The sequence below is a fragment of the Kitasatospora sp. NPDC088548 genome (assembly GCF_044753005.1).
Lineage (GTDB): Bacteria > Actinomycetota > Actinomycetes > Streptomycetales > Streptomycetaceae > Kitasatospora.
Genome location: NZ_JBIVMI010000023.1, coordinates 109633 through 126675, shown reverse-complemented (window position 1 = coordinate 126675; position 17043 = coordinate 109633). Strand labels below are relative to the sequence as shown.

The window sequence follows — 17043 nt, the reverse complement described above, 5'->3', positions numbered from 1 at the left end:
ATGAACCATGGCCAGCTGCCGGGGATAAGCGACCTGCACGTCGCCTATCCCGAAAACCGGGACATTGTCGAGAAGCTGCGCCCGGAATCCGACCGGGACTGGCTGCTCGTGGCCGGCGACGGGGCGAGCTGGTCGCCGATATCGAGCGGGCGCCGGGCGTCCCGTGAGTGGAAGCGTCCCCGTCACCCGCGTACCGTTCCCCGCCGCATCCTTCCGGCGCCGTCGGCTCCTCCGGCGAAGGCTTCAGCCGCCCCGACCACCAGACAACTGTCGCAGTAGCAAACCGACGTGAGGTGATTGACGTGGAAGCCATCGTGAACGCCGTCGTTTCCGGCGAGGCCACTCGGCGGGACTTCGCCGCCTTGCCGCTCCCCGAGTCCTACCGGGCCGTCACGGTCCACAAGCAGGACGCGGAGATGTTCGCCGGTATGGAGAGCCGGGACAAGGACCCGCGCAAGTCCCTCCACATCGAGCAGGTGCCGGTCCCCGAACTCGGCCCCGGCGAGGCGCTGGTCGCCGTCATGGCCAGTGCTGTGAACTACAACACCGTCTGGAGCTCGATCTTCGAGCCGCTGCCCACCTTCGGCTTCCTGGAGCGCTACGGCAGACTCTCCCCCCTCGCCAAGCGCCACGACCTGCCCTACCACGTCATCGGCTCCGACCTGGCCGGCGTCGTCCTGCGGACCGGCCCCGGCGTCAACGCCTGGCACCCCGGCGACGAAGTCGTCGCCCACTGCCTGTCCGTGGAACTCGAATCCTCCGAAGGCCACAACGACACCATGCTCGACCCCGAACAGCGCATCTGGGGCTTCGAGACCAACTTCGGCGGCCTCGCCGAAATCGCCCTGGTGAAGTCCAACCAGCTGATGCCCAAGCCCAGGCACCTCAGCTGGGAGGAGGCCGCCGCCCCCGGCCTGGTCAACTCCACCGCCTACCGCCAGCTGGTCTCCCGCAACGGCGCGGGCCTGAAGCAGGGCGACAACGTGCTGATCTGGGGCGCCAGCGGCGGCCTCGGCTCCTACGCCACCCAGCTCGCCCTCGCCGGCGGCGCCAACCCCATCTGCGTCGTCTCCAGTGGACAGAAGGCCGACATCTGCCGGGCGATGGGCGCCGAGGCGGTCATCGACCGCAACGCCGAGGGCTACCGGTTCTGGAAGGACGAGCACACCCAGGACCGCCGCGAATGGAAGCGCCTCGGCGGGCGGATCCGCGAACTGACCGGCGGCGAGGACGTGGACATCGTCTTCGAGCACCCCGGCCGCGAGACCTTCGGCGCGAGCGTCTACGTCACCCGCAAGGGCGGCACCATCGTCACCTGCGCCTCCACCAGCGGCTACAACCACGAATACGACAACCGCTACCTGTGGATGTCACTCAAGCGCATCGTCGGCTCGCACTTCGCCAACTACCGCGAGGCCTGGGAGGCCAACCGCCTGATCGCCAAGGGCAGGATCCACCCCACCCTCTCCAGGACCTACCCCCTGAACGAGACCGGACAGGCCGCCTACGACGTCCACCGCAACCTCCACCAGGGCAAGGTCGGCGTCCTCTGCCTCGCCCCCCACGAAGGCATGGGCATCCGCGACCACGACCTGCGCGCCCGGCACATCGACGCGATCAACCGCTTCCGGACCACCTCGGCGCCCACCGGGTGACATACCCGGGTGGCCGTCACCGTCACCGGCGCGTGGCCGGACCACCGTTCGGCGTGGGCCGCGGCCCGGCCGGCGCGTGTGGAACTGCTCGTACTCGCGCGGTGCGTGGAGCAGGTGGGCCCGGTTCCGGATGAGGGTGCGGTCGAACAGCCCGGTTCGGCAGGATCGCACCCGGCGTTCCGTGATCGCGTTCATGCGTGGCGCCCGGATGCCGGTCCGGACGACGCGCGGCGAGGGCCGGGGCGAGGCGGCCGCCCGTCAGGTTTCCGCGCGTCAGGTTTTCCCACCCCGTCAGGTGGCAGCCCGTCAGATCCCGCCCCGCCGGGCTTGCCGCCCCTCTCGGGGCTATCCGTCGGTGGAGGCGCGGACGACGAGCCGGGGAGGGAACCGCTCGACCCGTTCGGCCCTTTCGCGGCCGGGTGCCTGAAGGAGCGTCAGCGCGCGCTCGGCCATGGCGGCCAGCGGGTGGCGGATGGAGGTGATGGGCGGGTCGAGGAGTTCGAGTATCTCGGTGTCGTCGAAGCCGGTGACGGCGATCTGTCCGGGCACGGAGACCGCCGAGCGCTGCAGCGTGCTGACCAGTCCCACCGCGAGGACGTCCGCGCCGCAGACGACGGCGTCGATCCGGGTGTGCTGTTCGGCGATGCGGCGGCCCGCGGTGCGGCCGGCGTCGGTGGTGAAGCTGGGCAGCAGGACGGTGGTGGCGTCGGCCCCGCGGGCCTCGGTGAAGGCGGCGAGGCGTTCCGCGCCGGAGGAGGACGCCTGGTCGGCGGCGACCAGGGCGATCCGGTGACGGTCGAGGCCTTCGAGGTGGTCGAGGAGCAGCCGCATCGCGGCGGTGTTGTCGAGGGTGACGGCGACGGTGCCGGAGTCGGTGGCCCAGCGGTCGAAGAGGACGACGGGGGCGCGTCTGGCGGCGGCCCGGACGGCGGGGCCGGACGCGCCGGCGGAGACGGGGACGACGAGCAGGCCGTCGACGCGGCCGTCGAGCAGGGTCTCGATCTGCTCGGCCTCGACGGCGGTGTCGTTGGCGGCGTCGGAGACCACCAACTGCCCACCGGCGGCGCGGACCTGTTGGGCGATGGCGTCGGCGAGCTGGACGAAGTAGGGGTTGGCGAGCGTGGGGACGACCACGCCGACGGTGCCGGTGGTGCCGGTGCGCAGCGCCCGGGCGGAGTGGTTGGTCCGGTAGCCGAGCCGCCGTGCGGCCTCCTCGACGCGGCGCGCGAGCTCGGGGTCGACGTTGCGGGGCGTGCCGGCGAGGACACGTGAGGCCGTGGCGCGGGAGACGCCGGCGGCCTCGGCCACGTCGAGGAGTCGGGGCGCTGTCACGTGGGTGTCCTTCGCGGTCGGTGGGCGGGTGCGCCACGGCGGTGGGGCGGCCGTGCGGGGCGGGATGTGCAGGATGAGGGTACTTGACGGCGTGTGAGTGCTGGTCCAGCATGTGGGAGATCGATCTCCCAAGGAGCGTTCAATGCCGTCCATCACCGTTGTCGGTTCAGTGAACCGCGACTTCGTCCTGACCGTCAGGGCCCTGCCAAGGCCTGGCGAGACCGTGCTCGCGCGGCGCTTCGTGGAGGGCGCGGGCGGCAAGGGGGCCAACCAGGCCGTCGCGGCCGCCCGCCTCGGATCGCGGGTGCGGCTGGTCGCCAGGGTCGGCGCGGACGCCTCCGCCATCCTCGGGGCGCTCGCCTCCGAGGGCGTGGACGTCGAAGCCGTGCGGTCGGACCCACACACGACGACCGGGATCGCGGCGGTGGTCGTCGACGACGCCGGCGAGAACACCATCGTCGTGAACCCGGGGGCCAACGCCGGCCTCGGGGTGGAGGACCTGCCGCCGCGGCTCGTCCGGTCGGCGGGGGAGGTCGTCCTCGTCCAGAACGAGATCCCCTCCGACGTGGTCGACCAGGCGGTCCTGCGGGCCCGCGAACAGGGCGGGATCGTCGTCCTCAACCCCGCCCCCGCCCGACCCGTCGACGCACGGGTTCTGGCCGCCGTCGACGTCCTCGTCCCCAACCTCGGCGAACTGGCCTCGCTCCTGGGCACCGAGCGGCCCGCCACCCTCGACGGCGCGCGGGACCTGCTGGAGGGCGCCGCGCTCCCGTGCCGGGCCGTCGTGGTCACCCTCGGGGCGGACGGGGCCCTGCTGAAGCAGGCGGACCGCGCCGGCGCCACGCACATCCCCGCCCCGCTGGTGGCCGCCGTCGACACCGTCGGCGCCGGCGACACCTTCTGCGGCGCGCTCGCGGACGCCCTCGCCCGCGGCGCGGGCCTCGCCGCCGCGGCCGAACGCGCCGTCCGCGCGGCCTCCCACGCCGTCACCGGCCTGGGCGCGCAGGCCGCCATGCCCTACGCGGCCCAGCTCGACACACCCGCGGACCCCACCGCTTCCTGACCCCCGCAGAGCCCTTCCCGACCCGCAGGGCCCCCACCGCCCGGCACCCTGACAAAACCCCCAAGGCCCCCACCGCTTCCTGACACCCCGCAGGGCCCCCACCAGCACAACGGAGAACCACCCATGAGGAACCTCAAGCTCGGCCTGTTCGAGAACGCGCAGACCAACGCGAGCGGCACCGCCACCTGGCGCCACCCCGACAGCCGGCGACATCTCTTCGACACCCTCGGGTACTGGCGCGAACTCGCCGCGGTCTGCGAGGACGCCAAACTGGACTTCCTGTTCCTCGCCGACGCCTGGGGCTGGTCCGAGATCGACGGAGTCCGCCCGCCCATCGCCACGGAGGAGACCCTCGACCTCCCGCGGCTCGACCCGATGGTCGTGGCCGCCGCGCTCCTGTCCACCACCACCGACCTGGGCCTGGTCATCACGGGCTCCGTCCTCGTGGAACCCCCCTACGCGTTCGCGCGCCGCCTGGCCACCCTCGACCAGCTCTCCGGCGGCCGGATCGGCTGGAACGTCGTGACCACCGGCACCGCCGACACCGCGGTCAAGGCCTTCGGCATGGAGATGGTCGCGCACGACGACCGCTACCGGATGGCCGAGGACTTCCTCGACCTCGTCTACAAGTACTGGGAGGGGGCCTGGGAGCCCGACGCGCTGGAGAAGGACAAGGACGGAAGGTTCGCCGACCCCGCCAAGGTGCACCTCGTCACCCACGAGGGCCCCTTCTTCCGCTCGCAGGGATACGGCAACACCGCGCGCTCCCCCCAGGGCACGCCCGTGCTGTTCCAGGCCGGGGCCTCGCCCGCCGGCCGCCGCGTCGGAGGCCGGCACGGCGAGTGCATGTTCGTGGGAAGCGGCTCGGTCGAACAGCTCGCCGGGCACACCGCCTCCATCCGCGAGGAGGCCGTCAGGGCGGGCCGCCGTGCCGACGACGTGAAGGTGATGTCGGCGTTCTCGTGCGTCGTCGGCGCGACGACCTCCGACGCCCAGCGCCGCTACCAGCGCATCCTCGACGCCCAGCGGTCCGAGGTGACCGTCGCCAGCTACGCCATGTTCACCGGGCTCGACCTCTCCTCCTACCCGCCCCACACGCCCATGGCGGACCTGTCCACCGAGCTGTCGCAGACCCAGGTGGCCCGCTTCGCCGGCAAGACGGTCGGTGACGTCCTCGCCGACTGGCACACCCACGGCGTCGGGGCGCGGCCCGTCGTCGGCACGGCCGAGGAGATCGCCGACGAGATCTGCGCGCTCGCGGAAGGCGCCGACCTCGACGGGTTCCTGCTCTCCCCGACCGTCCAGCCGACCTCCACGACGGACTTCGTCGAGTCGGTCCTGCCGATCCTGCGGGCACGCGGAGTGTTCCGGGGGGAGTACACCCCGGGCGAGAGCCTGCGCGAACGGCTCACCGGGGCGTCCGGCCGCGCGCTGCCGGACAGCCACCCCGCGGCACGGCACCGGCACTGAGAAACCCCACCCGAGACGAGAGGACGGCGAAGACCATGGCCACGTCCGCCCACCACCCGCCCCGGCCCACCGCGCCGACGGAGGAACTCGACCCGGCGACGCTGCGCCAGGCGTTCGGGGCCTACCCGACCGGCGTCGTCGCGATCGGCGCGCTGCGCGGGAGCGAACCGACCGGGTTCGCTGCGAGCTCGTTCGTCTCGATCTCGCTGCAACCGCCCATGGCCGCGGTGAGCGTGGCCCGGACCTCGACCACCTGGCCGCGCCTGGCGCAGGCGCCCGTCCTCGGACTGAGCGTGCTCAGCCGCGGCCAGGGCGGGCTGTGCCGGCGCCTGGCCTCCCGCGAGGCCGACCGCTTCGACGGCGTCGCGTGGAGGGCGACGCCCGAGGGCGCCGTCGTGATCGACGACGCCGCACTGTGGCTGACGGCCCGGGTGAGCGCCACCTACGACGGCGGCGACCACGAGATCGTGCTCATGGAGCTGATGACGGCCGAGCTGTTCCCCGGTGTGGAGCCGCTCGTCTTCCACACCAGCCAGTTCCGGGAGCTCACCCCCCATGCGTGACGCCCCGGCCGTCCTCGCGCACCTCACGGGCACGGTGGTGCACGGCGCCGGCCGGGGCCGCGGGCTCGGCTTCCCCACCGCGAACATCGCGCCCGACCCCGGCTCGCCGGTCCCACCGCCCGCGGTCTACAGCGGCTGGGTCGTGCGCCACCCCACCGGCGCCCTGCACCGCGCGACGATCAGCGTCGGTTCCAACCCCACCTTCTGCGACACGGCGGAGATCCACACCGAGGTGTACTGCCACGACACGTCGGACGACCTCTACGGCGAGCGCGTCGGACTGTGGTTCGTGGCCCGGATCCGGGACACGGTGAAGTTCGCCTCGCCCGACGATCTGGTGCGCGCCGCCCGGCAGGACGTCCTGCGTTCCGAGGAGTTCCTCGCCTCGGAACGCGGGCGGCGCGTCCTGGCCCACGCGCTCAACGCGTTCGCTGACACCGCTGACACCGCGACCGCCTGACCCTCTTCCCACCCCGCACACACACCCGGCGCGCGCACCCCCACGCCCACCGCCGCCCCCCAGCCGGCTTTCGCGCGCCACGACCGGCCCGGTCCGGTCCCGCAGCACAACCCCCACCTCGCTCCGAACGAACAAAGGCGTGAGTAATGAGCGTATTCCAGTGGCTGAACGAGCAGTTCAGCTTCTTCGGCGTCCCCGTCTACTGGTCCGACTTCCTGGGCAACATCCTGGCGCTCGCGACCGTCTGGCTGGCCCTGCGGCGCTCGCTCGTGGCCTGGCCGGTGCAGATCCTCGGCTCGGTCCTGCTGCTGATCGCGAGCATCAACGTCCACCTCGGAGGCAACGCCGCCCGGCAGATCGTGATCATAGCGTCGGCGTCCTGGGGCTGGGCGACATGGCGCCGCAGCAGAGACAAGGAAGGCACCATCAACGTCCGCTGGGCGCCATGGGGCCAGCGCGTCGCACTGATCGCCGTCATGGCCGCCGGAAGTCTCGCCTTCGGCGCCCTGCTCAAGACGGCGGACGCCTCCTTCTACCCCGGCGCACCCTGGTGGATGGTCCTCGCGGACGCCTGGATCTTCGTCGGCTCGATCCTGGCCATGTACAGCCAGGCCCGCCGGTACGTCGAATTCTGGTTCGTCTGGCTCGCCGTGGACCTGGTCGGCGTCCCCCTCGCCATCCACTCCGAGCTCTACTTCTCCGGAATAGTCTACGCGATCTTCTTCGTCATGGTCGTCATCGGCATCCGCGACTGGGCGTCCCACAGCAAGCCCCAGGAGATCGCCTCTCCCCTCGAACCGGCCGTCCTCGTGGAAAGCCGCGACGACACCGCACCGACCGCCCGGCCGCACCCCGTCCGGCCCGACACGGAAACCGCAACCGGCCTCCGAACCACCGACTGACCCACCACCACGGCCGCACGGTGCGCAGACCAGGCGCGACCACACCCTCTCCCGGCGTGCCGGGAGAGGGTGTGGTCCTGCCCGGCCCTACACCTCGGGACCGGTCGGCTCGACCTTGAAGGTCCGGGCCGCCGCCCCGCCGCGACCGCCTGCCCCGACCGTGGCCGTTGTCGGGGCCGACGGCGTTTCGACGCGTGCCCCGGTGGCGGGCTCCGGGCCCGTTGCGGGGCGAAGGCGGGTGGCGAGGGCCGCCATGTCGGTGGTGAACCGGTCGCCGAGGTCGACGCCGGACTCCTTGGCGATGACGATCAGCGAGAACAAGCAGTCGGACAGCTCGTGACCGATCCTCCCGGCATCGGCGGCCAGATCGGCGCGGTGGCCCTGGTGGGCCATGACCAGCTTCGCGAGGTCGCCCACGTCGCCGGTGAAGCCGAGGACGAAGTCCGTCAGGTCCCAGATGCGGCCCAGTTCGCGTTGGTTGATGTCGTCGTAGCGGGCGCGCACCTCCTCGGCTGCTGAACACATCTCGTCCCAGGTGGGCATCGGCTGCTCCGTATCGGTGGGTGGTCAGGCGGGTTCGACGCCGGCCGTGGTCGTCGCGTCCCGCTGGTGGGGGATCCCGGTGGCGTACTGGCGGGCCTGGAGAAGGTAGGAGGCCCGGTAGCGGCCGGCCGGGTCGGCCATCAGCTCGGCGTGGGTGCCGTGTTCGGCGAGCCGGCCCTCGTGGAGGACGTAGATGAGATCGGCGTCGGCGGTGGCGGCCAGGCGGTGGGTGATGAGGATGACGGCCTGGCCCCGGTCGGCGAGTTCGCGGACCCGGGCGAAGGCGGCGATCTCGGCCTTCGGGTCGAGGGCGCTGGTGGGTTCGTCGGCGATGACGAGGTGGGCGGGGCGTCCGCCGGGGCCGGTGGTGGTGGCGCGGTGGTGGGCGCGGGCCATGCCGATGCGCTGCCACTGGCCGCCGGACAGCTGCACGCCGCCCTTGAAGCCGCGGGCGGCGAGGGTGTCCCAGCCGTTGTCCTGGGCCTCGACGATCGGGTGCAGGTCGGCGTGGTCGGCGGCCCGCTTGAGCAGCGTCGGGTCGTCGCCGTGCTCGGGCCGGCCGATCAGGACGTTGGCGCGCAGGGTGAACGGCCATTGCTGGAAGCCCTGTTCGAGTACGGCGACCGAGGCGAACAGCTGGTCGCGGTCGGCGGCGGTCGCGTCGACGCCGTCCCAGAGCATCCGGCCGGTGGCGGGCGGGTAGAGGCCGGTGAGGACCTTGGCGAGGGTGGTCTTGCCGGAGCCGTTGTCACCGACCAGGGCGACCACCCGGCCGCGCGGGATCGTCAGGGTGATTCCGGACAGGGCCGGGGTGCTGCGGCCGGGGTAGGTGAAGGCGACGTCCTCCAGGGTGATGACGTCCGGGCGTTCGGGCAGGGCGGTGCCGCCGGTGGGGATGGCGCGGCGCTCGGCTTCGCGCTGGAGCCGTTCCAGGTCGGCGACGAACAGGGCCTCCTCGTAGAGGTTGTTGACGGTGCCGACGAGGGAGGTGATGTCGGCGGCGCCGGTACGGATGCCGACCACGGCGGTGCCCGCGACCGCGAGGGCCATGTGCCCGTCGTGGACGAGCCAGCCCAGCAGCGCGAAGGTCGCGGCGGCGGCCAGGCCCGAGAGGACGGACGCCAGCAGTGAGGTGACGGCGGTCGCCGCCGCGAGGCGGTTCTGCTCCTGTTCGGACGCCTCGGCCATCGCCGTGTAGTGGCCGAGGATGAACGGGCCGATGGCGTGGACGCGGACTTCGGCCGCGGAGTGCGGTTGGGTGATGAGCTGGGCGAGCAGGGAGGCGGCCCGGTGGTGCTGGAGCCAGGCCATCACCGAGCCGTAGCGGCGGCGGGCGGAGCGGACCGCGCCCCAGCCCTTCGGGGCGGCGATCAGCACCAGCATGGGCAGCAGGACGGGGTCGAGGCTGAGCAGGACGCCGCCGGCGGCGACCAGGCCGAGCAGCGCGGTGAGCACGGCGATGCTCTGGCTGATCAGCCGGCGGACGGCTGCGGTGCCGAACCGCGCCGATTCCAGCATCCTGCTGAAGTCGGGCTCCTCCAGCGCGGCGAGTTCGACGCGAGCGGCCCGGCGGAGATAGGCGACGGTCGCGGCCCGTTCGGTCTTGGGCTCCAGCCGGCCGCCCGCCCACTGGGAGACGGTCCGCAGCACGGCGGACACGGCGGAGGCCCCGCCGACGGCGAGGACCGCGGGCAGCGCTGCCCGCAGCAGCCGGTCGGCGCTGCCCACGGCGAACAAGGAGGCGAGGGCGCGGTTGGTGGCGAGCAGGCCGAACGCGGTGGCCAGGGCCCGGCCGAGTTCGGCGACCGCAACGGCCACCAGCGCGGTGCGATCGGCCTGCCAGGCCAGGCGCAGCGCGGTGCGGAGCATCCCGGGGATCTGGCGGGCGATGGTGAGGAATCCGACCTTCAGCATGGTCTGCTCGTGGTCGTCGAAGTTGTAGTCGTAGCGCAGCCGGCCGCCGAACAGGAACCGCTCGCTGTCGGAGACCTCGCCCTCGGGCTCGGGGCTGGACGGGCGGGTCTTCAAGTGGTCTCCTCTGCGGGACTCGGCCGAGTCGCCGGTGACATGGCGTCGCCGTGGGCGTATCGATGGAGGTGGGCACGGAGCCGGGTGGCGAGGTGTTCGGACTGCTCGGGGTCGTCCGGAAGGACGCCGGCCCCCTCGGTCATCAGGGCGTGGAACTGCTGCTGCTCGTACGGGACACCGGGAGGCAGCGCGGCGACGTGCCAGTGGACGTGCGCGTTGCCCTGCCGGCTCCCCAGGCTGAGCACGTACAGGCGCTCCGTCGGGACGGTCGTGGCGAGCGCGGTGGCCACGCGGTGCACCACCAGCTGCAGGGCCGTGTACTCCTCCTCGGTGAACCCGCCGATGGCGTCCTCGATATGGGCGCGCGGGGCCACCAGCAGCTTGCCCGGCAGGGTCGGGTAGCGGTCGAGGAATACGACATGGACGCCGTCGTCCAGGACGACCCGGTGCTCGTACCCGGGGACGCCGGCGAGCAACGAGCAGATGAAGCACGGCCCGGTGCGGGCCCGCTCGTTGTAGGCGTCGAGGTCGAAGCCGCTCACCGGCCCCACCCCTCGGGCCCGGGCCGCCGCACCAGGTAGCCGTCGAGCGGACCGAAGCCCAGGGAACGGCAGGGCGGGGCACCGGCCTCGGTGGCACGCGGTTCGACCGAGCTGCAGTCGGCGCCTTGCGGGATGGCGGGGCGAACAGAGAGGCCTGGCACGGCGATTCCTCCAGGAAGGCGGTCAGCGGGACGGATCCGGTGGCGGGGGATCGAGGCGGACGAGGTGACGGTCGGTCCTGCCGTCCGGCTGGTGCACAGTGCGGTAGGCGTACGGCACAGTGCTGCCGGGGAAGGTGGCGACGCCTTCCTCCACGACAGGCTGCTCGTCGGCGATGGCACGCAGCCGGTCGTCGGCGTCCGCCGGCAACTGCGGGCCGGGTGGCCGTCGGTGTCGGGCCACCGCTCTCACCCGCCGACCAGGGTGCGCGGGTCGAAGCGCTCGTCCTCCCAGCCGTGGGTGGAGAAGCCCCGTCCGCCGGACAGGTAGAGCGTGAGCGCGGCGTGGGACGTCGGGAACATCGGCAGGGGCAGTGCGTCGGCCGGGGACCAGAGCACATCGAGGTGCTTGTCCGGCTCGGTGTTCGTCAGTTCGCCGCGCCAGGCGGTGGCGAGGAACACCGACAGCAGGAACGGACCCCGGCCGTCCCAGCCGACTGCGACCTGGACCGTGTGGACGAGCCGCAGGTCCTCGGCGGCGACGATCAGCCCGGTCTCCTCCCGCAGCTCGCGGGCCGCGGCCTCGTCGAGGCGCTCGCCGACCTCGACCTTGCCGCCGGGGATGGTCCACGCCAGCGTGTTGCTCCAGCTGTTCGCCGCGTAGTGGACGGTCGCGACCAGGCCCTGGTCCTGGTCGTGGGCGATCACGGCTACGGCCTGGCGAAGGCTCTCCACAGTGCTACCTCCAAGATGGCTGAGCGGATGGGGACTTCAGACGGTCGGTGCGGGGTGGCGCAGCTGCTTCAGGACGGTGCGGGCGTAGCCGAGGATCTCCTCGTCGTGGTGGTGGTGGTCCAAGGCCCAGCGCAGGACGGCGGGGCAGTCGATCGCTGCCCAGGCCCGGCACGCCGCCCACTCGCCGGGGTCAGTTCGCGTCCGTAGCCGCTCAGGAACGCCGTGCGGAGGTCGGGCCGGTACGGGGTGAGCTGGAGCACGACCCGCATCAGGCCGCGGCGCACCGGCTCCTCGACCTGGCTGCGCTCGAAGTCGATCACGCCGACGATGAGTCGGCCATCGTCGTCGCGGCGGACGAGCCAGTTCCGGGGGCCGAAGTCGCCGTGGCAGGTGGTGAGAGCGGTATGCCGGGGCTCGATGCGGGTGGCCTCGGCCGGGACCTCGACGTCCTCGTCGGACAGCTGGGCGTCGCGGGCACGGGCGAACGCCCCCTCGCGTTCCTTGCTCCAGGGCAGCCGCTCGCCGACCACGCCGTCGGAGGTCGGGTGGGTGTGGATGCGTGCCGCAAGCAGGCCGGCCTGCCGGTACGCCTCCCGTTCCTCGGCCGGGCCGAGGGTGGCCTTGATGGCCGGGGTGCCGGGCAGCGCTGTGGTGACGACGAACCGCGACGAGGTGTCCTCGGCGAGGAAGGTCGGGGCCCGACCTTCCTCGCCGAGGGCGGGTGCGAGGTGCCGGTAGGCGGAGGTCTCGCGCCGGTGCATGAGCTCGTTCTTGTGCCGCTTGGCGAACAGCCGGCGCCCGTCGCCGGTCCGGATCTCCCACACCGACGGTCGGCCCGCACGGTCCCGCGAGCGTACGCCCGGCAACCCGTACGGACCTGCCGTCTCGTGCAGCAGCCGCTCGGCGTCGTCGGGCAGGGTGTGTGCCGTCATGCCGGCCAGCCGACGGTGGAGAGCAGGTTGCCGCAGGCGATCTCGCCCAGGGCGTGCGCGGTGTAGGGCACGATGTCGGCCGGCAGCCGGCCAATCGGCCACCAGCGCAGTTCCTCGCACTTGTGCGGCTCCGCGTTGCGCACCTGCCCGCGGTAGTGCGCGGGGCGGAAGAAGAGCTGGAGCCGACTGCGGCCGTTGGCGGCGTCGAGGTGGTGCAGCGTGTGGACGAGCGCGAGGTCGTCCGCGGCGATGGTGATGCCGAGTTCCTCCTCGGCCTCGCGCGTCATGGAGCGGGTGACCGGCTCGCTCCGCTCCATGTGCCCGGCCGGCAGGTGCCACAGCCCGTTGGCGTAGCTGGTGTTGCGCCGCCGCCCGAGCAGCACGGCGTCGCCGTCGACCAGGACGAGGTGGACGCCGACGACCAGGGTCAGCGGGTCCGTCCCGGGCTCGCGGGCTGCCGTGTCCGCTGGGCGGCCGGTTTCGTCGAGCTGGGTCACGAGGTCCTCCAGGGGCGCTTGTCGGCCGCTGCGGTGAGCAGCGGCAGGTAGTGGTGCATGTAGAGCGGGACTTTGAGGTCGAGCACCTCGTCGAGAGGGACCACGTGCAAGGCCAGGCCCTCGTCGCCGAGCCGCAGCACCGTCTCGGGCCCGTCCCAGACGGTGTGCAGGACGCGGGTGAGCGGGTGCACGAGGTCGTGGTGTGGGCCGGGTGCCAGCCGCCCGATCGAGATCCCGGTCTCCTCGGCCGGCTCCCGCGCCGCACCGGCCGACACAGGTTCACCGTCCTCATGGCCGCCGCCCGGGTACTCCCACAGGCCGGGCAGAACGTCGTGCGCGGCCCGGCGGATCATCAGGATCCGGCCGGAGGTGTCGCGGAGGGCGAGGTCGGTCAGTACGTCGAGGTCGATCTCCGGGGCGGGCACTGTCCGTCGGTCGGTGCCGGTCTTCGCCACAGGTCCTCCGGACACGGTCGGTGCGCGGGTGCGCAGGATTACTGAACCAGGGCGCTCTGATAGCCAAGTGGGCTACCGCAAAGCTGAGTTCAGGGAAGTGCTACGGGGTGTTCGGCGTCCGATGATGGTGCTGTTCGAGTGCGGCGTTCAAGCGGATTTACCTCCGGGCGAGCCCGGGTCGAACGGTGACTTTTCGAGCACCTCCCGGGCGCGGGCGAGGGGGCCTCCAGCCGGTCGCGGACGGGCACGGGCAGGGTGGCGGAGCCCAGTGTGCAGGCGGCGAGCGCGCGTTCGAGCCAGGCTGTCCGTCCGGGTTCGAGGCGGTCGTGGACGCTCTCGTGGGCGAGGAGGTCGCGCAGCGCGTAGCCGTCGCCCGATTCACCCGTTCGGCTGGTCAGCCGCCCGAGCAGGTTTGGGACGGCGGGCGTATCGGGGCCGGCGGCGTGCTGGTCGCCGGGGCGGCACAGCGCGGTGGGCGACTCCCGCGAAGCCACGGTCAGCCCAGGGCGCGGTCCAGATTGAATGCGGCGCTGATCAGGGAGAGATGGGTGAACGCCTGGGGGAAGTTGCCGAGCTGTTCACCGGTGCGGCCGATCTCCTCGGCGAACAGGCCGAGATGGTTGGCGTACGTGAGCATCTTCTCGAAGGCCAGCCGGGCCTCCTCCAGCCGGCCCGCCCGGGCCAGCGCCTCGACGTACCAGAAGGAGCAGATCGAGAAAGTGCCCTCGGAGCCCCGAAGTCCGTCCGGACTGGCCGTCGGGTCGTAGCGGTAGACCAGGGAGTCGGAGACCAGGTCCGAGGTGAGCACATCCAGGGTGGAGAGCCACTTGGGGTCGGTGGGCGAGATGAACTTGGCCATCGGCATCATCAGCAGGGACGCGTCGAGGACCTTGTCGTCCAGCCCCTGGACGAACGCGCCGCGCTCGGCCGACCAGCCGCGCGCCATGATCTGCCGGTAGATCGCGTCGCGGGACTGGCGCCAGCGGGGCAGGTCGGCGGGGAGTCCGCGCCGGTTCGCCGTCCGGATCGCCCGTTCGAGCGCGACCCAGCACATCAGCCGCGAGTACACGAAGTTGCGCCGGCCCGCCCGGGTCTCCCAGATTCCCTCGTCGGGCTGATCCCAGCACTCGCAGAGCCAGTCCACCACGTCGCCGACCTCGTCCCAGTGACCGCTGCTGATCGGCTGCCCCCACTTGTCGTAGAGATAGACGGAGTCGATCAGCGCGCCGTAGATGTCCAGCTGGAGCTGCTGGGTGGCGGCGTTTCCCACCCGGACCGGCGCCGACCCCAGGTAGCCCTCGAAGTGGGACAGCTCGTACTCGGGCAGGTCGCAGCGCCCGTCGATGCCGTACATGATCTGCAGCGGGCCGGTCACGTTGGTGCCCCGCATGATCCCGTGCTCGGAGATGAAGCCCATGAAGGCCTCGGCCTCCGAGGTGAAACCCAGGCGGAGCATGGCGTAGGTGCAGAAGGCCGCGTCGCGGACCCAGACGTAGCGGTAGTCCCAGTTGCGCTCGCCGCCGATCTGCTCGGGCAGGCTGGTGGTCGGGGCGGCGACGATCGCGCCGGTGGGTGCGTAGGTGAGCAGCTTCAGGACCAGGGCGGAGCGATGCACCATCTCCCGCCACCGCCCGTGGTACTGCGAGCGGGACAGCCAGTGGCGCCAGAACCGGACGGTGGCCTCGAACTGCCGCTCCGCCTCCAGGTGGGGGCAGGAACGCGGGCTGACACCGGCGCTCACCCGGTCGAGGGCGAACACCGCGGACTCGCCCTCCAGCAGCTTGAAGTGTGACCACACGTCCATGCCGTCGGTCTCGACCGGCACGGTGGTGGTCAGCGTCAGGGACAGTGAGGGGGAGCGGAACTCCGTGTAACCGCCCCCGAGCTCCACGGTGTGCGCCTCGGTCCCGTAGCCGAAGCGCGGGGCGATCTTCGCCCGGAACGGGAGCGTCCCGCGGACACAGAGCACCCGCCGGATCAGCCGGTGGCGGTCCGCCTCGCGGGACTCGTCGACGACGGGCATGAAGTCCTGGATCTCCGCCACCCCGTCCGCCGCGAAGAAGCGCGTGATCAAGACGTTGGTGTCGGGGAAGTAGAACTGCCGGGTACGGGCCGGCACGTCCGCGGACAGCTCGAAGCGGCCGCCCCGGTCCGCGTCGAGTATGGACGCGAACACGCTGGGTGCATCGAATCGCGGGCAGCAGTACCAGTCGATGGTGCCGTCGGTGGCGACGAGCGCGGCGGTACGGAGATCACCGATCAGACCGTGCTCGGAGATCGGCGGATACCGGGAACCGTCCGGCTGTCCGAATCCGCCTCTGCCGTACTGCGCCATGGCGGCCTCCTCACCCGGTACTGCGGGACATCGAGCCGAACCTCTCGTTTCATGCTAGATCGCGGCATGTTGGGGCGCCGAAGCGAACCGGTACGCCGGGGACGCCGGTGCCGGACGGGTGGCCCCGGACGACGTTGGCCCCCAGGAGCAGTTGGGCCGGACCCAAGGGGCACGCGCGTACGCGGAACGGGTCGGGTAGCCCCCGTCCTCAGTCCTGGGCCCGCTGGGTGACCGGGGCGTCGGTGCGGTCACCGAGGAACTCGTACCAGCGGCGTCGCAGGCAGACGTAGCGCACATCGGCCTCGACCAGGCGCAGGAAGGACGTGACGGTGTCGGACAGCCGTTGCCGGAGACCGGAGTCGACGAGGTCGCCGCTGTCGGTGAAGCCCTGGTAGGCGTTGGCGAGGCTGAACATGTCGGGGTAGACCCGGGTGCCGAGATGCTCCAGGGGCACCCGGAGCGCCCACAGACCGCGGTTGCCGCCGATCAGGGAGGGTGACGCGGAGACCAGCATGGCGTGCTTGTCCTTGAAGGGCTGCGGCCGGACCCGGGAGACCCAGTCGATCGCGTTCTTCAGGACACCGGGCGTGGAGGCGTTGTACTCGGGCGAGGAGATCACGAAGGCGTCGCACCGTTCGATCCGGTCCCGCAGTTCCAGCGCGCCCTGTGGCAGCCCTCGCGCGGCTTCGGCATCGCCGTCGTAGAGGGGCATGTCGAAGTCACCGAAGTCCGCGAGGTCGGCTTCGGCCCCGGCGTCGGTGACGATCCGGGCGACCAGTGAGGCGAGCTTGGCGTTGACCGAGTCGGCCCTCAGCGACGCGCCGAAGACCAGCACGCGCAGTGGCCCGGGGCCAGCGTCCGTGGTCATGATCGTGCTCTCCTCACTCAAGGGGTATGTCGGTCGTTCGTGCCGGATCGCGACGCCGGGGGCTCCTGACCCGCCGGCCCCGGACGCCGTCCTGGCACACACCACCGCCGAGCGGCCCCGGCCGACGGCACCGACATCGTGCAGCCGACCACAGATCACCGCTGTCCGGCGCCAACACGCCCGGCACCGGGCCGTCGGACCACCCCGACGGCCCGGCTCCCGGGACCGGATCTCCCGCCGCGCCCACGACGTCACCAACAGCCCCGGCGCCCCCTCCGTCTACGTCAACGGCGTCGGCAACCTCGGCGGCTTCGGTGACGTCCAGCGCTGGATGGCGATGCTGATCGGCGTTACCGGCCAGGTCGGTTCCACGGGCGACTGGAACCGCGACAAACTCTGACCTGACGTCATAGACCCTTCGGTGGAGCGTACTTGCTCAGGCTGCGCCGAAGGGCCGGGCATCGCCGGTGCGTGACGTCGGACCTCGGCGGGATGTCCCAGGTGG

The 17043-nt window shown here is 72.0% G+C and carries 18 protein-coding genes and 1 pseudogene; 8 read left to right on the top strand and 11 right to left on the bottom strand.

The genetic code is table 11. From position 1 onward, the window contains the following. Both ACIP82_RS26800 and ccrA read left to right on the top strand, forming a co-directional pair. Positions 1 to 152: pseudogene (locus ACIP82_RS26800) on the top strand (metallophosphoesterase); the annotation flags it as partial. Positions 153 to 302: 150 nt separating this feature from the next. Continuing rightward, positions 303 to 1655, top strand: a complete 1353-nt coding sequence (gene ccrA / locus ACIP82_RS26795) for a crotonyl-CoA carboxylase/reductase (protein ID WP_400656934.1) — start codon at positions 303 to 305, stop codon at positions 1653 to 1655. 345 nt (positions 1656 to 2000) lie between these two features. On the opposite strand, the gene ACIP82_RS26790 is transcribed toward ccrA, so the two are convergent. Next, positions 2001 to 2987 (bottom strand): LacI family DNA-binding transcriptional regulator, encoded by a 987-nt coding sequence (locus tag ACIP82_RS26790; RefSeq protein WP_363614266.1) that lies wholly within the window; start codon positions 2985 to 2987, stop codon positions 2001 to 2003. A gap of 142 nt (positions 2988 to 3129) precedes the next feature. On the opposite strand from ACIP82_RS26790, the gene ACIP82_RS26785 reads away from it, so the two are divergent. The 5 genes from ACIP82_RS26785 to ACIP82_RS26765 all read left to right on the top strand — a co-directional run bounded on the left by ACIP82_RS26785 (position 3130) and on the right by ACIP82_RS26765 (position 7445). Continuing rightward, positions 3130 to 4050, top strand: coding sequence for a ribokinase (locus ACIP82_RS26785; protein ID WP_400656931.1), 921 nt, complete (start codon positions 3130 to 3132; stop codon positions 4048 to 4050). 123 nt (positions 4051 to 4173) lie between these two features. Continuing rightward, positions 4174 to 5520, top strand: coding sequence for an NtaA/DmoA family FMN-dependent monooxygenase (locus ACIP82_RS26780; RefSeq protein ID WP_400656929.1), 1347 nt, complete (start codon positions 4174 to 4176; stop codon positions 5518 to 5520). Between the two features lie 35 nt (positions 5521 to 5555). Further along, the gene (locus ACIP82_RS26775; protein WP_400656927.1) at positions 5556 to 6083 is read left to right on the top strand and encodes a flavin reductase family protein; all 528 of its coding nucleotides are present in this window, start codon (positions 5556 to 5558) and stop codon (positions 6081 to 6083) included. Next, positions 6076 to 6543 (top strand): riboflavin kinase, encoded by a 468-nt coding sequence (locus tag ACIP82_RS26770; RefSeq protein WP_363614274.1) that lies wholly within the window; start codon positions 6076 to 6078, stop codon positions 6541 to 6543. The genes ACIP82_RS26775 and ACIP82_RS26770 overlap by 8 nt, the downstream gene beginning before the upstream one ends. A gap of 146 nt (positions 6544 to 6689) precedes the next feature. Further along, the gene (locus tag ACIP82_RS26765; RefSeq protein ID WP_363614276.1) at positions 6690 to 7445 is read left to right on the top strand and encodes a nicotinamide mononucleotide transporter family protein; all 756 of its coding nucleotides are present in this window, start codon (positions 6690 to 6692) and stop codon (positions 7443 to 7445) included. Positions 7446 to 7532: 87 nt separating this feature from the next. On the opposite strand, the gene ACIP82_RS26760 is transcribed toward ACIP82_RS26765, so the two are convergent. The 10 genes from ACIP82_RS26760 to ACIP82_RS26715 all read right to left on the bottom strand — a co-directional run bounded on the left by ACIP82_RS26760 (position 7533) and on the right by ACIP82_RS26715 (position 16538). Beyond that, the gene (locus ACIP82_RS26760) at positions 7533 to 7988 is read right to left on the bottom strand and encodes a hypothetical protein (protein ID WP_400656924.1); all 456 of its coding nucleotides are present in this window, start codon (positions 7986 to 7988) and stop codon (positions 7533 to 7535) included. 24 nt (positions 7989 to 8012) lie between these two features. Next, positions 8013 to 10016 carry an ABC transporter ATP-binding protein gene (locus ACIP82_RS26755; RefSeq protein WP_400656922.1) on the bottom strand — a complete coding sequence of 668 codons (2004 nt, stop codon included), beginning with the start codon at positions 10014 to 10016 and terminating at the stop codon, positions 8013 to 8015. Then, positions 10013 to 10558 (bottom strand): HIT family protein, encoded by a 546-nt coding sequence (locus ACIP82_RS26750; protein ID WP_400656921.1) that lies wholly within the window; start codon positions 10556 to 10558, stop codon positions 10013 to 10015. Before ACIP82_RS26750 ends, ACIP82_RS26755 begins: the two co-directional genes overlap by 4 nt. A 183-nt stretch (positions 10559 to 10741) precedes the next feature. Further along, on the bottom strand, positions 10742 to 10960 hold the full coding sequence (locus tag ACIP82_RS26745) for a hypothetical protein (protein WP_363614284.1): 219 nt from the start codon (positions 10958 to 10960) through the stop codon (positions 10742 to 10744). Between the two features lie 5 nt (positions 10961 to 10965). Beyond that, positions 10966 to 11451, bottom strand: coding sequence for an NUDIX domain-containing protein (locus tag ACIP82_RS26740; protein ID WP_400656918.1), 486 nt, complete (start codon positions 11449 to 11451; stop codon positions 10966 to 10968). A gap of 68 nt (positions 11452 to 11519) precedes the next feature. Further along, the gene (locus tag ACIP82_RS26735; RefSeq protein ID WP_400656916.1) at positions 11520 to 12383 is read right to left on the bottom strand and encodes an aminoglycoside phosphotransferase family protein; all 864 of its coding nucleotides are present in this window, start codon (positions 12381 to 12383) and stop codon (positions 11520 to 11522) included. Beyond that, a complete protein-coding gene (locus ACIP82_RS26730) occupies positions 12380 to 12880 on the bottom strand; it encodes an NUDIX domain-containing protein (RefSeq protein WP_400656914.1) in 501 nt (166 codons plus the stop codon). The genes ACIP82_RS26735 and ACIP82_RS26730 overlap by 4 nt, the downstream gene beginning before the upstream one ends. Then, complete coding sequence (locus ACIP82_RS26725) at positions 12877 to 13335, bottom strand: NUDIX hydrolase (RefSeq protein WP_400656912.1); 459 nt, start codon at positions 13333 to 13335, stop codon at positions 12877 to 12879. Before ACIP82_RS26725 ends, ACIP82_RS26730 begins: the two co-directional genes overlap by 4 nt. Positions 13336 to 13831: 496 nt before the next feature. Continuing rightward, positions 13832 to 15670, bottom strand: a complete 1839-nt coding sequence (locus ACIP82_RS26720) for a glycoside hydrolase family 15 protein (protein WP_400656910.1) — start codon at positions 15668 to 15670, stop codon at positions 13832 to 13834. A gap of 208 nt (positions 15671 to 15878) precedes the next feature. After that, positions 15879 to 16538 (bottom strand): NADPH-dependent FMN reductase, encoded by a 660-nt coding sequence (locus tag ACIP82_RS26715; protein WP_400656908.1) that lies wholly within the window; start codon positions 16536 to 16538, stop codon positions 15879 to 15881. On the opposite strand from ACIP82_RS26715, the gene ACIP82_RS26710 reads away from it, so the two are divergent. Beyond that, positions 16537 to 16938 (top strand): hypothetical protein, encoded by a 402-nt coding sequence (locus ACIP82_RS26710; RefSeq protein ID WP_400656906.1) that lies wholly within the window; start codon positions 16537 to 16539, stop codon positions 16936 to 16938. The genes ACIP82_RS26715 and ACIP82_RS26710 overlap by 2 nt on opposite strands. Positions 16939 to 17043: the final 105 nt, after the last annotated feature.

Coding starts and splice junctions, on each gene's coding strand:
- ACIP82_RS26785 (WP_400656931.1), top strand. CDS start 3,130: ATGCCGTCCATCACCGTTGTCGGTTCAGTGAACCGCGACTTCGTCCTG.
- ACIP82_RS26780 (WP_400656929.1), top strand. CDS start 4,174: ATGAGGAACCTCAAGCTCGGCCTGTTCGAGAACGCGCAGACCAACGCG.
- ACIP82_RS26775 (WP_400656927.1), top strand. CDS start 5,556: ATGGCCACGTCCGCCCACCACCCGCCCCGGCCCACCGCGCCGACGGAG.
- ACIP82_RS26770 (WP_363614274.1), top strand. CDS start 6,076: ATGCGTGACGCCCCGGCCGTCCTCGCGCACCTCACGGGCACGGTGGTG.
- ACIP82_RS26765 (WP_363614276.1), top strand. CDS start 6,690: ATGAGCGTATTCCAGTGGCTGAACGAGCAGTTCAGCTTCTTCGGCGTC.
- ACIP82_RS26760 (WP_400656924.1), bottom strand. CDS start 7,988: ATGCCCACCTGGGACGAGATGTGTTCAGCAGCCGAGGAGGTGCGCGCC.
- ACIP82_RS26735 (WP_400656916.1), bottom strand. CDS start 12,383: ATGACGGCACACACCCTGCCCGACGACGCCGAGCGGCTGCTGCACGAG.
- ACIP82_RS26720 (WP_400656910.1), bottom strand. CDS start 15,670: ATGGCGCAGTACGGCAGAGGCGGATTCGGACAGCCGGACGGTTCCCGG.
- ACIP82_RS26710 (WP_400656906.1), top strand. CDS start 16,537: ATGATCGTGCTCTCCTCACTCAAGGGGTATGTCGGTCGTTCGTGCCGG.
- ACIP82_RS26715 (WP_400656908.1), bottom strand. CDS start 16,538: ATGACCACGGACGCTGGCCCCGGGCCACTGCGCGTGCTGGTCTTCGGC.